Annotated in this window: 9 protein-coding genes and 1 pseudogene; 7 read left to right on the top strand and 3 right to left on the bottom strand. The window is 72.3% G+C overall.

Annotation, left to right across the window (positions count from 1 at the left end; all coding sequences use genetic code 11):
- Positions 1–135 precede the first annotated feature (135 nt).
- Positions 136–2,340, top strand: coding sequence for an MMPL family transporter (locus tag ACTWQO_RS16675; protein ID WP_443238096.1), 2,205 nt, complete (start codon positions 136–138; stop codon positions 2,338–2,340).
- A gap of 138 nt (positions 2,341–2,478) precedes the next feature.
- Positions 2,479–3,087, top strand: a complete 609-nt coding sequence (locus tag ACTWQO_RS16670) for a response regulator transcription factor (RefSeq protein WP_443238095.1) — start codon at positions 2,479–2,481, stop codon at positions 3,085–3,087.
- A gap of 15 nt (positions 3,088–3,102) precedes the next feature.
- On the opposite strand, the gene ACTWQO_RS16665 is transcribed toward ACTWQO_RS16670, so the two are convergent.
- Positions 3,103–4,272, bottom strand: a complete 1,170-nt coding sequence (locus tag ACTWQO_RS16665; RefSeq protein WP_443238094.1) for a sensor histidine kinase — start codon at positions 4,270–4,272, stop codon at positions 3,103–3,105.
- Positions 4,273–4,508: 236 nt separating this feature from the next.
- Here ACTWQO_RS16665 and ACTWQO_RS16660 point away from each other — a divergent pair.
- Both ACTWQO_RS16660 and ACTWQO_RS16655 read left to right on the top strand, forming a co-directional pair.
- Positions 4,509–5,405, top strand: a pseudogene (locus ACTWQO_RS16660) (AfsR/SARP family transcriptional regulator).
- A complete protein-coding gene (locus ACTWQO_RS16655) occupies positions 5,402–6,241 on the top strand; it encodes a thioesterase II family protein (protein ID WP_443238093.1) in 840 nt (279 codons plus the stop codon). The pseudogene ACTWQO_RS16660 and the gene ACTWQO_RS16655 overlap by 4 nt, the downstream one beginning before the upstream one ends.
- On the opposite strand, the gene ACTWQO_RS16650 is transcribed toward ACTWQO_RS16655, so the two are convergent.
- Positions 6,150–6,758, bottom strand: a complete 609-nt coding sequence (locus tag ACTWQO_RS16650; RefSeq protein WP_443238092.1) for an MFS transporter — start codon at positions 6,756–6,758, stop codon at positions 6,150–6,152. The genes ACTWQO_RS16655 and ACTWQO_RS16650 overlap by 92 nt on opposite strands.
- A complete protein-coding gene (locus tag ACTWQO_RS16645) occupies positions 6,751–8,007 on the bottom strand; it encodes an FAD-dependent oxidoreductase (protein WP_443238091.1) in 1,257 nt (418 codons plus the stop codon). The genes ACTWQO_RS16650 and ACTWQO_RS16645 overlap by 8 nt, the downstream gene beginning before the upstream one ends.
- Before the next feature lie 121 nt (positions 8,008–8,128).
- Between ACTWQO_RS16645 and ACTWQO_RS16640 the strand changes: the two genes are divergently transcribed.
- Genes ACTWQO_RS16640 through ACTWQO_RS16630 form a run of 3 tightly spaced genes read left to right on the top strand, consistent with a single transcriptional unit; the run spans position 8,129 to position 13,595 of the window.
- Positions 8,129–10,024 (top strand): HAD-IIIC family phosphatase, encoded by a 1,896-nt coding sequence (locus tag ACTWQO_RS16640; RefSeq protein ID WP_443238090.1) that lies wholly within the window; start codon positions 8,129–8,131, stop codon positions 10,022–10,024.
- The gene (locus ACTWQO_RS16635) at positions 10,021–11,850 is read left to right on the top strand and encodes a fatty acyl-AMP ligase (protein ID WP_443238089.1); all 1,830 of its coding nucleotides are present in this window, start codon (positions 10,021–10,023) and stop codon (positions 11,848–11,850) included. The genes ACTWQO_RS16640 and ACTWQO_RS16635 overlap by 4 nt, the downstream gene beginning before the upstream one ends.
- Positions 11,847–13,595 (top strand): acyl-CoA dehydrogenase family protein, encoded by a 1,749-nt coding sequence (locus ACTWQO_RS16630; RefSeq protein WP_443238088.1) that lies wholly within the window; start codon positions 11,847–11,849, stop codon positions 13,593–13,595. The genes ACTWQO_RS16635 and ACTWQO_RS16630 overlap by 4 nt, the downstream gene beginning before the upstream one ends.
- Positions 13,596–13,741 lie beyond the last annotated feature (146 nt).

Below are 13,741 nucleotides of genomic sequence, written 5' to 3'. Positions count from 1 at the left end.
AACCCATGGCGGCCCCGCGGAGCGCTCCGCGCAGCCGACGCTTTAGCCCCGGTCACGACCATCGGAGGCCGCAGCACCCTGCCCGCTCACCAGGGAACCCCAGACCATCCCTGGGATTCATGGAGGACGCCTCCGATGATCAGCTCGCCCCCGCCCACCCCACCGGACAGCAGTCGTACGACCCGTGCGCTCACCGCCCGTCCCCGCCTCACCCTTCTGCTCGTGCTGCTGCTCACCGCGGCGGCCGTGCTGCTCGGCAAGGGGGTCGCGGACCGGCTCGGCAGCGGTGGGTCACAGATCCCGGGCTCCGAATCGACGTACGCCACCGCGCAGTTGGAGAAGCGCTTTCCCGCGTCCCAGCCGAATCTGCTGCTGCTCGTCAGCGCGGAGAACGGCGTCGACGACCCGAAGGTGACCGCCGAAGCCCGCTCCCTCGCCCGGGATCTGGCGCAGGAACCCGGCGTCGGCGGCGTCGTCTCGTACTGGGACGGCAAGAACGGCAAAGACACGGCGCTGCGTGCGAAGGACGGCGGCGAGGCGCTGATCACCGCGCATCTGAGGGGCAACGAGGATGCCGTCGACGACACCCTCAAGACGCTGAAGCCACGTTACAGCGGTGAACACGGTGTGGTGGACGTGGAGTTGGGCGGTCCGGCCGCCGTGCGGCACGCCTCACAGGAGGTGATCGCCGAGGATCTCGTCCGGGCCGAGATGATCGCGCTGCCGCTCACCCTCGTCCTGCTGGTGATCGTGTTCGGCAGCGCGGTCGCGGCGCTGCTGCCGCTGCTGGTGGGGATCGTGGCGATCCTCGGCACGAACGCGGTACTGCGGATCGTCACCGAGTTCACCGATGTCTCGGTGTACGCGCAGAACCTGACGACGGCGCTGGGGCTCGGGCTCGCCATCGACTACGCCCTGCTCATCGTGCGCCGCCATCGCGAGGAACTGGCGGCGGGGCTGGAGCCCCGGGCCGCGGTGATCGCGACACTGCGGACGGCCGGCCGGACCGTGCTGTTCTCCGCGCTGACCGTCGCCGCGTGTCTGGCCTCGATGTTCGTGTTCCAGCAGTACTTCCTCAAATCGTTCGCGTACGCCGGGATCGCCGTCGTACTGATCGCGGCGGCGGCCTCGTTGATCGCGCTGCCCGCCGTGCTGGTGCTGCTCGGCCACCGAGTGAACGCGCTGCGGGTGCCGCTCGCCCGGAAGAAGTCGGGAGAGCCCGGTGCGGTCTGGGGACGGCTCGCCCGGCTCGTGATGCGCCGTGCCCCGTACTTCCTCGTCGGTACGGTGGCCGTCCTCGTGGCCCTCGGACTGCCGTTCAAGGACGTCCACTTCGGCACGGCGGACGACCGGCAGCTGCCCGAGTCCGCCGGTCCACGGGTCGTGCAGCAGCAGCTGAGGGAGGAGTTCCCGGCGAGTCCGGGCAGCGCGCTCAGCGTGCTCATCGAGGGTTCCACGGACCGGGCGGCGGTCGCCGAGTACAGCCGCGAGGTGTCCGCGCTGCCGCACGTCGTCCAAGTGACGGGGCCCGCCGGGCAGTTCGTGAAGGGTGTGCGGGCCGGTGCGGGCGAGCAGCCTGGGTACCTCACCGTGCTGCACTCGGGTGAGGCCACCTCGCGTTCCAGCCTGGACCTGGTCGACGAGATCCGTGATGTCCCGGCGCCCTTCGACACCTCGGTGACGGGTCCCGCCGCCGTCCTCGCCGACACTCAGGACGGCACCGCAGAACGCCTCCCCTGGGCGCTGGGCACCATCGTCGCCGCCACCCTGATCCTGGTCTTCCTGTTCACCGGCAGCGTGCTGCTGCCGGTCCTCGCGATCCTGCTCAACGCCCTGAGCCTGACCGCCATGTTCGGCGCGATGGTGTGGGTCTTCCAGCAGGGCCATCTCTCGGGGCCGCTCGGATTCACGCCCACGGGTGATATCGAAACCGCACTCCCCGTGCTGATGTTCTGTGTGGCGTTCGGACTCTCCATGGACTACGGGGTGTTCCTGATCTCCCGGATCAAGGAGGAGTACGAGACCGGCGGCGACCACCGGGCCGCGATCGCGGACGGCATCCGGCGCACCGGCGGGCTGATCACGGCGGCGGCGCTGATCCTGGCCGTGGTGATGGTCGCGATCGGCACCTCACGGGTCACGAACATCAAGATGCTGGGCCTGGGGGTGGGGCTCGCGGTGCTGATGGACGCCATGGTCGTGCGCAGCCTGCTGGTGCCCGCCGTACTGCGGCTGACCGGCCGGGCCACCTGGTGGGCGCCGGGCGCACTGCGGAACCTGCACCGGCGCGCGGGAATGACCGAAAACTCCGCAGACACACGCGAGTTGGTGACTCAGTAACACCAACACGGCATCTGTGGCTGAGCGTTACCATACGTCTACCCTCCGCACAAATCCCTCACAAAACAGCCATAGGGCGGGGCTACACTCCGGGCCACATATGGCGGACCTGCTGTCCGCGTCTGCCTGGGGGGTGGATTGATTCGGATCCTGCTGGCCGAGGACGTCTACATGGTGCGTGGTGCCCTTGTGGCGCTGCTCAATCTGGAGCCCGACCTGGAGGTGGTCGCGGAGGTCGAATCGGGGGACAAGGTGCTCGACGCCGCACTCGTCTCCCGGCCCGACGTCGCGGTCATCGACCTCGACCTGCCCGGCACCGACGGCATCACGGCGGCGGCGCAGCTGCACGAGCGGCTGCCCGGCTGCCGTACCGTCATCCTCACCAGCCTCGGCAAGCCCGGCACCCTGCGGCGGGCCCTCGCGGAGCGGGTCACCGGATTCGTCCTCAAGGACTCACCCGCCTCCCATCTCGCCGAAGTGGTCCGCAAGGCCGCCGAAGGTGAGCGGGTCGTCGACCCGGAACTGGCGCTGTCCGCCTTCTCCGACGGCGAGTCGCCGCTCACCGAGCGCGAGACGGAGATCCTGCGCTGGGCGGCGCGGGGCGCCGACGCGACGGACATCGCCGAGGCGCTGCACCTGTCCACGGGCACCGTGCGGAACTACCTCACCTCCGTCGTCGCCAAGCTCAACGCGCGCAACCGGCTGGACGCGGTGCGGATCGCGCAGGAGTCGGGCTGGTTGCTGTAGCCACCCGACCTGTAGTCACCCCAGATGCGCCGGCGCCTCCGCGGTCACCCGGTACCAGCCCCGTTCGTCGGTGTCCACGGTGAGCCGGCCGCCGATCGCCGCGAGTCGCTCGGCGAGGTTGGCAAGACCTCCCGAGCCGCCGCCCTCCAGACACGGGAAGGGGCCCGAACGCACCGCCCCCGCCCCGTCGTTGGTGATGACCAGCCGCACGAACCCGCCGTCCGCGCGCCGGGTCTCGATCCGGCACTCGGTGGCCTTGCTGTGCCGGACGATGTTGGTGACGCCCTCCCGCAGCACCGTCGCCAGGACCGTCCCGACCGGCCCCTGACTCTCGCAGCGCAGGTCCACGCCGGTGCGGATGTCGGCGGCGGTGAGCAGTGAACGCGCCGACTCCGCCTCCAGGGTGAGCGACAGATCGCGGTAGCCGCGGGCGACGGTGCGGACGTCGGACAGCGCCTGGCGGGCCACCACCAGCAGTCCGTCCAGCTCCTCCCGGGACCGCTCGGGGTGCTGCCGTACCAGCCGCTGGGCGAGGTCTCCCTTGAGGGTGATCGCGGAGAGGCTGTAGCCGAGCAGGTCGTGCAGGTCGCGGGCGTAGCGGCGGCGCTCCTGCTCGACCGCGCGCCAGGCCAGCATCTCCCGCTCCTCACGGGCGGTCAGCACCAGTTGGCTCAGACGCGCCGTGCCGTACACGACGAGGGCGACCACGGCCGTGGACCAGCCCGCGTACAGCCAGCTCGCGGGTCCGGCGCCCTCGCCGAAGGCGGCGGCGCACACCCCGGCGAGGGCGAGCGCGGCGAGCACGCGGCCCGTGCGCGCCGCCACCGTCAGCAGCAGTGAGCCGGCGAAGTATCCGGCCATGCCGGGCCACACCGGTCCTGGCGCGACGACGGGCAGGAAAGCGAGGACGCCTTGCACGGTGAGGATCAGCCCCAGCCGGTGCCCGCGGATCCGGCGCCGTCCGGGCAGGCTGAGCAGCAGGAACAGGACGTACGTCCCGATGAGTGCGGCCACTGAGAGCGCGGCAGCGGCCGGGCCCGGGTCCTCGGCGGCGATGGCACACATGCCCAGGGGCAGGAACACGACAGGAACGATCAGGACGGCGCGCGTGGCGTGCTCCGGCGCGGTCGGTGTGGCGGTCGAGCGCTCGGACAGGCCAAGCGCCCGTTCGGCCGGTGCGGGCATCGGACTCCCCCCAGAGTCTCCCCAACTCAGGTCCAGACGGGCGGATGGTAGGCGAGGCGGAGCCCCGGCCGACAGTGCGCATCTGTAACCCCGCCGTATTACCTCATATCACCCATGTGGGGGCGTGACGGATTCACATCGCCTTCGTGCCGAGGTCACTGGTGCCCGGCGCACACCTGCTGCCACCGTCGAAAGGGCATTCCAAGCGGGGTGCGGTACCACTGGGGGGCAACGTGATGGACATCGCCTTACTCGGACCACTCGGCGCTCGGATCGGGCAGGCGTCGGTCGTCCCGAGCGCCGCAAAACCACGCAAGGTCCTGGCGCTGCTCGGCCTCGACTGCGGGCGCCCGGTGTGCGTGTCGACACTGGTGGACGAGCTGTGGGAGGACCGACCACCACGTTCGGCCGAGGCCACGCTCCACACGTACGTGAAACAGCTCCGCCGGCTCATAGCTCACGCCCTCGACCATGACGCGCCCCACAGGGGCGCGGGGAACTGCGCGACCAGCCACGACGGCGCTGCAGACGACGGACGACAGAACGCGGCACGTCTCGCCGAGCGCCGAGGTCCCAGGGACGTGCTGCGGCGCGTCCCAGGCGGCTATCTCCTCGACGTCCCCGCCGAATCGACCGACGCCGCCCGCTTCGAACGCCTCGCCATGGCAGGCCGGCGGGCCATCGAGCAGGGCGTGGACGACGAAGGCTGCGCGCTGCTCGTGCGGGCGCTCAGGCTCTGGCGAGGACCCGTACTCGCCGACGTGGAGCCGGGGTTCGTGCTGCGGGCAGAGACGCTGCGGCTGGAGGAGCTGCGGATGGCGGCCCTGGAGGAGCGCTTCGACGCGGAGCTGCGGCTCGGTCGGCACCGGGTCGTACTCGGTGAACTCGCCTCGCTCGCCTCCCGTTTCCCGCTGCACGAGGCCCTGCACGCCCAGCTGATCCTCGCCCTGCACCGCAGCGGCCGCTCCTGGCAGGCCCTGTAGACGTTCCGCGCGCTGCGCCGCACCCTCGCCGACGAGCTGGGGCTCGAACCGTCGTCCCGGCTGCGTGAGTTGCACGGGGCCGTGCTGCGCGGGGATCCAGCCCTGGACGGCGAGGGGACCTGGTTACCGCGACCGCTGGCGGCCCGGTGACGGAGTACCTGTCGCGTCCACCGCGTGCCGGCGCCGTCGGCCGGCTGCTCTGCTTCCCGTACGCGGGCGGGGGCGCCTCCGCCTACGCCCGCTGGGAGCGGGGGCTGGCCCGGCGGGGCGCCGCGGTGGACGTCCTGCCGGTACGGCTGCCCGGCCGTGAGGGCCGGATCACCGAACCCCGCCACTCCGAACTGGCCCCGCTCATCGCCGAGTTGGACGCCGAGCTCAGCCCCGTGCTGGACGCGGACGGACCGCCGGTGCTGCTGTACGGGCACAGCATGGGCGCGCTGCTCGCGTACGAGGTCGTAAGGCGTCGTCAGTCGCGCGGTGCCCGGCTGCCGAGTGCCGCGCTGCTCGCCGCGTACCGTGCCCCGCACCTGCCCCCGCCGCGTATCGGCGGCCCGGACGCGTCCGACGAGGACCTGACCCGGGAGCTGGCCGCGCTGGGCGGGCTGCCGCCGGTGCTGCTCGGGCATCCGGAGTGGCTGCTGGCGCTGCTGCCGGTGGTGCGGGACGACCTCCGGCTGTGCGCCGACGCGGAGAGGACGGCGGATCCCGTGGACGTCCCGCTGCATCTGTTCGCCGGGGAGACGGACGAGTTGGTGCCGCGTGGGGACGTCCGAGAGTGGCGGATGTGCGCGGCCCGCGGCTGGGAGCTGTGGACGGTGCCGGGCGGTCACTTCTTCCTCCGCACGCACGAGCCCGCACTGCTCGACGTGGTGGCGGGCCTGGTACGCCGGTACCTCACGCCGCCGCGTCCCGCACCGGCTGAGCCACCGCATCCCGTACGGCGGCCGGAGCCCGACCCCGCCGCCTCCGCCCCCGAAGGACCCTGATCGCCGTGACCCCACCGGCCGCGGCCAGCGGCACGTCGGCCCAGAGCGTCCAACGCCAGTGGGACGTAGGCACGTGGGCCCCCGCGACCAGCCCCGCCGTGACCCCGGCGAGCAGCACGGCACCCCACACCACCAGCAGCCGGTTCGTGTGCACCGGCACCACGAGCAGCGCGGCGGCGGTCAGCGCGGCCGCCCCCGCACCCTGCGCCGCCCGCAGCGCGAGGAAGGCCCCGGCATCCGGTACGAGCGTGCAGGCGACGGAGGCCTGCGCGAACATCCACAGCCCGATGAGCAGCATGATGAGCGGACCGGTGCGCCGGCCGAGCCGCCGGGCGGGCAGCACGAGCGCGCCGAGCCCGACGGCGTAGGCGATGACGGCCCAGGGCAGCCAGGTCGCCGACAGCCCGTTCGCGGCCTGCAGCTCGGCCCCGAGCGGGGCGACGACCGCACCGGCACCGGCGATGACGAACTGATGCAGGGCGAGGGCGGCGAGGAGCGGACGGGATGCGTCAGCCATGGACATCCTGCTGCACCTTGGCCACCCGCTCCCCCGGCTTCTGCAGCTGGAAGTACGCGCCCGCGAGAACCTTGTGGGTGAGGCGTTCGCTGTGGTCGACGGCTCGGTAGAGGGCGCGGCGCCAGGCACCGCCGAGTCGGCCGCCGAGGGAGAACAGGCGTTCCTGGCGCAGCTGGAGCGCGCGGGAGCGGGCGACGGAGGCCTCGCGGGCGCGCTGGAAGCGGTCGGTCGCGTCGCTGAGCGCGGCCGGGCCCTCGGGGAGCGCGTCCTCCAGGAGCGGCGCCAGCGTCACCGCGTCGATGATGGCGTGGTTGACGCCCTGGCCGAGGATCGGCGTGAGGGTGTGCGCCGCGTCGCCGATGAGGACGAGGCCGGGGGCCGACCAACGCGGCACCACGGTCGTGAAGATGTCGAGCATGGATGTGTCCGACCAACCACGGATGTGCTTGCGAACGGTGTCCGACAGTTCGGGTGCGAGCAGATCGAGCCGCTGGTGCAGCAGTGGCAGCCCGTGCTTACGGATCTCCTTCAGGCCACCCTTGGGAATGTTGAACCCGACGCGAACACTGTCGGGCCGGGTCGGGATGAACAGCCCGTGCTGGTCGCCCCGGATGCGCACCCGGTACGTACGGTCGTCCCAACTGTCGTACGGAAACGGCAGCTTGAGCCAGACGACGTCCCGGTCGAGCGGCATCACCCGCGCTTCCAGCCCCGACATCTCCCGCACCTTGCTGAACCGCCCGTCCGCGCCGACGGTGAGCGTCGCGTGAACGGTCGTGGCACCGTCGGGCGTGCGGGCCCGTACGCCGGTGACCTTGCCCCCGCCGTCCCGCAGCAGTTCCGTCGCTGTCGCCCCCTGGATCAGCGTGAACGAGGGGTGCTCGGCGCCGGCTTCGGCGAGCGTCGACAACAGGATGTGCTGGGGTAGCTCGACCGGGAAGGGGTGCGGGTACGGGAAGCGGTCGAAGTCGGCGTGGAGCACGGTGTGCCCGGAGTCCTCGATCTCGAACCGGTGCATCTGGACGTACGCTCCGTCGAGCCGGTCGAGGATGCCCAGCTCGTCCAGGAGCCAGACCGAGTCGGGTGACACGGACTCCCCGCGGAACGAGCGGTTGAAGTGCTTCGACGCCTCCAGCACGACGACGTCGACCCCGCGCCGCGCGAGTTCCACGGCAAGGGTGAGCCCGGCGGGCCCGCCACCCACCACACAGACCTGGGTACGCAGTTCACGCCCTGTTTCGTCGTCCATCGTCCCGCCTTCCCTGGGCCGTACGGTCGAGGCCCACCCTCGGCAGCCGCCCTTGCGCCCGCCTTGCGTGTTCGCCGCCCGCACAAGGGACCGTTAAGGCGGGGCTCGCAGGCTCCCTGGCATGACCACCGAGACGACGGCGGCGGCCGGTCCACTCGACCGGCTGCGCTTGATGCACTCCGACGGCAGCCTGGCGGCGCGCCGGCACGATCTGCCCGCGCTGCTCGACCGGCTGGCCACCGGCGACGACCCGGCGGCGCTGCGGACGGCGGGACGGCTCATCGGATCCGTCCGCGACCAGCTCGCCGGGACCGGGATCGAGACGCTCACCGTGTCGATCGACGGCAGCGGCACGCTGGACGGCCTGGTGCCTTCGCTGACCGCCGAACTGGCCCGGCACCGCCTGCTGCTCAGCCCGCTCACCGGTGACCACGGCGCCTGGGAACGGGCCCTGCTGGACGTGGACAGCCCCGTGTACGCGCCCGGCACCGCCCTCGCCCTGTGTGTGCTCGACTCCTCGGTGGTCTTCGACTCACTGCCGACGCCCTGGACGGCGAAGGACGCCATGGCAGCGGCGCGGGACTTCCTCGCGCGCCTCGACCACCTCACCGCCCACCACGCCCGTCACGGCCAGGGCACCCTCGTGCTCAACACACTCCCGCTCCTGCGCGAGCACACGCACCAGCTGGTCGACCACCGGTCGCGTGTCGAACTGGGCGCGGCATGGCGGGAGTTGAACGCGGGGGTCCTCCGGCTCGCGACCGCCCACCCCCGCACCCACACCATCGACCTGGAGCCCCTGGCGAACGCGAGCGGCCCGGTCCGCGACACCCGTCTCGCCGGATACGCCCGCGCCCGCCTCGGCGCCGACCTGCTCGCCGGATACGCCCGCGAGGTCGCCCATCTGGCCCGCACCCTGCGCGGCCGCACCAAGAAGGTCCTGGTCCTGGACGCCGACAACACCCTGTGGGACGGCGTCCTCGGCGACGCGGGCCCCGAGGGAATCGCCGCCGCGTCCACGCTCCGCGGCGAGGCCTTCGGCCGGTTCCAGCGGGTGATACGGCAGCTCGGCGCCCAGGGCGTGCTGCTCGCCGTCTGCTCCAAGAACGACCAGGAGCCCCTCGCCCATGTCCTGCGCACCCACCCCGACATGGCCCTGTCCGAGGACGACTTCACCGTCGTACGAGGGGACTGGGGCCCCAAGGACGAGGGGTTGCGGGCGATCGCCGGGCGGCTCGGGCTCGGGGTGGACAGTCTCGTCTTCGCGGACGACTCCCCGTTCGAGCGGGCGCAGGTCGCCGCCGCGCTGCCGGACGTGGCGGTCGTACCGCTGGACGACGAACCGGCCCTGCACGCCGAACGCCTCCTCGCCGACGGCTGGTTCGACGTGCCGGAGCTGACGGACACCGACCGGCAGCGCGGCGCCCAGTACCGCGGCGAGGGCGAGCGGCGGGAGCTGCTGGAGAGCGCCGAGTCGTACGAGGACTTCCTCGCGCGCCTCGAAGTGGCCGTCGACGTGGCGCCGCTGCGACCGCACGAGGTGGCCCGGGTCGCCCAACTCACCCAGCGCACCAACCAGTTCAACCTGACGACCCGGCGCATGACGGCGGACGAGGTGACCGAGGCGGCCGAGTCGGGGCTGGTCCTCACCGTCTCCGCCCGTGACCGGTTCGGCGACAACGGCCTGGTCGGGGCGGTGTTCGTGTCGTACGAGGGCGACGGCTGGCGTATCGACAACGCGCTGCTCAGCTGCCGGGTCTTCGGTCGCCGTATCGAACATGCGCTGGTGGGCGGGGTGTTGGTGCTGGCGGCCCGGGAGGCCGGGGTGGCCGCGGTGCACGGGCGGTTCCGGCCCGCCGCGAAGAACCACCGTTTCGCGGACTTCTATCGCTCGCTCGGCTTCGAACCGTACGGCCCGCCACAGGCCGACGGGACGGCCGGCTACCGGCACGCACTGCGGGACCTGCCCGCTGTGCCATGTCACATCACACTCACCGTGACAGGGGGACGGCCGTGACCAGCACACCGCTCCGCTTCGCGCCGGCGCAGGCGGACACGTTCACCCGCGTCGTCCTGGAGCGCGCCGCCGCGCACCCGGAGCGCACCGCGTTCATCTACCTCCCGGACCGCTCGGACGCCACCGACCCCGAGCACCTGACCTACGGCGACCTGGACATACAGGCGCGCAGCGTGGCGGCCTGGCTGCGGGAGCGGCGCGCGACCGGCCGCCCGGTGCTGCTGCTGCATCCGCCGGGCCCGGAGTTCCTGACGGCGTTCGCGGGCTGTCTGTACGCCGGAGCCGTCGCCGTACCGGCCCCGCTCCCCACGGACCAGGGCGAGCAACTCGCCCGCGTGGGCGGCATATTGCGCGACTCGGAAGCCGTGGCCGTACTCACCACGTCCACGTACGCGCCCCTCCTCCAGGCCTGGCTGGACTCCCTCGAACTGCCCCACGTCCACACCCTGGCCACCGACGCGGCAGGCCTCACCCACGCCCCCGACCCGGAGCAGTGGCGCCCGGCGACCGTCCGCCCGGACGATCTCGCCTTCCTCCAGTACACCTCCGGCTCGACCAGCGACCCCAAGGGCGTCATGGTCACCCATGCCAACCTGCTCGCCAACGAGGCGGCGATCCACCGCTGGAGCGGCACCAGGGAGCACATGGTCGTCGGCGGCTGGCTGCCGCACTATCACGACCTCGGGCTGATCGGTCATCTCCTCCAGCCGCTGTACGCGGGCGGCGTCGCGGTCCAGATGTCGCCGCTGTCGTTCCTGAAGCGGCCCCGGCGCTGGCTGGAGATGATCGGCACGTACCAGGTCGAGGGATCGGGCGCGCCCGACTTCGCGTTCGAGCTGTGCACCCGCCGTATCACCGACGAGCAGCTGGAACAGCTCGACCTGTCCAGCTGGCGGGTCGCCCCGAACGGCGCCGAGCCGGTACGCGCCGAAACTCTGCGGGCCTTCGCCGAGCGATTCGCCCCGGCCGGCTTCCGCGCCGAGGCGTTCACCCCGTGCTACGGCCTCGCGGAGACGACGCTGCTCGTCACGGGCGCCGACGCGGCTGCCGAACCGACCGTTCTGACCGTCGACGCCGCCGCCCTCGAACAGGGCGTCCTGGCCGAGGGCACCGACCGCACCCTGGTCTCCAGCGGCACCGTCCGCGACTGCGAGGTGCGGATCTGCGACCCGGAGACGGGTGGCGAGCTGTGGGACGGGCGGGTCGGCGAGGTGTGGGTGCGCGGGCCGAGCGTGACGGCGGGCTACTACGGCAACCAGGCGGCCACCGCTGAGTGCTTCCGCCCGGACGGCTGGGTGCGCACGGGCGACCTGGGCGTCCTGGACGGCGGCGAGTTGTACGTCACCGGCCGGATCAAGGAGGTCGTGGTCCTCGCCGGCCGCAACCTCTACCCGCACGACGTCGAGCGCGCCGCCAGGTCGGCCGATCCGTCGCTGGCAAGGGGAGCGGGCGCCGCCTTCGGCGTAACGGCGGACGGCCGAGAACACTTGGTCCTGATCCTGGAGGTGCGCCTGCAGAGGTCCAGTACAGCAGCGCCCCATAGAGGCGCGGGGAACTGCGCGACCAGCCCCAACGAACCCGCAGACGACCGACGACCCAACCCGGCACTGAACCGCGTGGCGACCGCCGTCCAGCACACCCTCGGCCGGGAGTTCGCGCTCCCCGTCGGCAGCGTCCTGCTCGTCCGCCCCGGCTCGGTTCGCCGCACGACCAGCGGAAAGGTCCGCCGCCGGGTGATGCGGGAGCTGTTCCTCAAGGGCGAGGTGACGCCGCTGTACGAGGTGCTGGACCCGGCGGTCCGGGCCATGCGGGAGGGCACGTCATGACGGAGCACTCCCCCTACCGTCTCGCCGAGGAGCTGGAGCACGCCCTCGGCGACCCCACCGACCCGCGCACCACGTTCTCGTACGCCACCTGCCTTGACCTCGACGCCCGCGAGGAGTTCCCGGACCGGATCTGCCGCGACCTCGACGCCTGGGGCCTGCCCGACTACTACGTGCCGGTCCGCCACGGCGGCCGGCTGCGGGACTACGAGCACGCCCTCCAGCTCGTCCGGACGGTCGCCCGGCGCGATCTGACGGTGGCCGTCGCGCACGGCAAGACGTATCTGGGCGCGGTGTGCGTATGGGTCGCGGGCAGTGACGAGCAGGCGGCGCGGCTCGGCGCGGACGTGCGTGCCGGGGTGCCGGTCTCGCTCGCGCTCACCGAACGGGCGCACGGCAGCGACCTGTTGGCGGGTGAGGTGACCGCGCACCGCACCGACGGCGGCTGGCGGCTGCACGGCGAGAAGTGGCTGATCAACAACGCCACCCGCGGCACGCTCCTCTCCGTCCTGGCCCGCACGGACCCGGGGGGCGGCCCCCGCGGCTTCAGCGTCCTGCTCACCGACAAACGCGAGCTGGCACCGGCCACCCATCGCTCCCTGCCCAAGGTGCCCACGCACGGCATCCGCGGCGCCGACATCTCCGGGATCGTCCTGGACGGCGCCCAGGTCGGCCCGCACGCCCTGGTGGGAGCCGAGGGCACCGGCATCGAGACGGTCCTCAAGGCCCTCCAGCTCACCCGCACCATGTGCGCCTCCCTCTCCCTCGGCGCCGCCGACCACGGCCTGCACATCGCCCTCGGCTTCGCCCGCGAACGCCGCCTGTACGGCCGTAGCCTCGCCGAACTCCCGCAGGCACGGCACGTGTTGGCGTCCGCGGCGGCAGACGTGCTCGCCCACGAGGCGCTCGCGCTCGTCGCGTCCCGCATGGTGCACACCGCCACGGACGAGCTGTCGCTGATCGCGGCGGTGACGAAGTACCTGCTGCCGACCGGCACAGAAGACGTGCTCTCCGCACTCGGCGGGGTGCTCGGGGCGCGGGCGTTCCTGGTGTCGGGACAGGGCGTCGGGCCGTACGGCATGTTCCAGAAGGTGGAGCGCGACCACCGGATCGTCGGCCTCTTCGACGGCAACACGCTGGTCAATCTGACCTCGCTGGTGCAGCAGTTCCGTTCGCTGCTACGGCATTGGAGGCGCGGCACGGCCGATCCGGGCCCGGCGCTGGCGGCCTGCGAACTGGCTGCGCTGCTCCCCGAGTTCGAGCCGGGGCGGCTGTCGCTCAAGGCACGCAGCGGCAGTTCGCTGCTGGCCGCGCTGCCCGGGCTGGTCGAGGAACTGCGGGAGCAGGCCACGCAGCACCCCGCCCTGAAATGTGCGCTGGACGCGGCGCTGCGGCTGCTGGAGGTCACCGGTCGGCTGCACGAGCGGATGGCCGACTTCACCGACGTGGTCGCCGATGTCCCGGAGGACGCCTTCGACCTGGCCCGCCGCTACTGCCTGTGCGTCACGGCCGCCGCCTGCCTCGGACTGTGGGTGTGCAACACGCGCGGCGCCGCCGACGAGGCGGGGCTGTGGCGGGACGCGGTGTGGCTGCGGGCCGTGCTGGACCGGCTGCTCGTACGGCTGGGTGAGGAGCCGGCGGACGCCGGTGACGCGTATGACGAGCTGCTGGACGAGGCGTTCTCCGCGCATGAGCGGGGCCGCCTGTTCTCGCTGCTGCGGCTCGACCTGATGCGGAGGGCCGCGTAGTGCGTGACCTGAGAGGCCCTGGCGAATTCGGCAACGGTTCTGCAGCGCCGAGCAGGGGCGCGGGGAACTGCGCGACCAGCCACAACGGTCCCGCAGACGCTCAACGGCCTATCGCACAGCGGACCTCCGAGCTCAAGCGGGCCTTC

The sequence above is a fragment of the Streptomyces sp. 4N124 genome, from assembly GCF_052245395.1.
Classification (GTDB): Bacteria; Actinomycetota; Actinomycetes; order Streptomycetales; family Streptomycetaceae; genus Streptomyces.
This window is presented reverse-complemented; position numbering and strand designations above follow the sequence as displayed.

Coding starts and splice junctions, on each gene's coding strand:
- ACTWQO_RS16675 (WP_443238096.1), top strand. CDS start 136: ATGATCAGCTCGCCCCCGCCCACCCCACCGGACAGCAGTCGTACGACC.
- ACTWQO_RS16665 (WP_443238094.1), bottom strand. CDS start 4,272: ATGCCCGCACCGGCCGAACGGGCGCTTGGCCTGTCCGAGCGCTCGACC.
- ACTWQO_RS16650 (WP_443238092.1), bottom strand. CDS start 6,758: ATGGCTGACGCATCCCGTCCGCTCCTCGCCGCCCTCGCCCTGCATCAG.
- ACTWQO_RS16645 (WP_443238091.1), bottom strand. CDS start 8,007: ATGGACGACGAAACAGGGCGTGAACTGCGTACCCAGGTCTGTGTGGTG.
- ACTWQO_RS16640 (WP_443238090.1), top strand. CDS start 8,129: ATGACCACCGAGACGACGGCGGCGGCCGGTCCACTCGACCGGCTGCGC.
- ACTWQO_RS16630 (WP_443238088.1), top strand. CDS start 11,847: ATGACGGAGCACTCCCCCTACCGTCTCGCCGAGGAGCTGGAGCACGCC.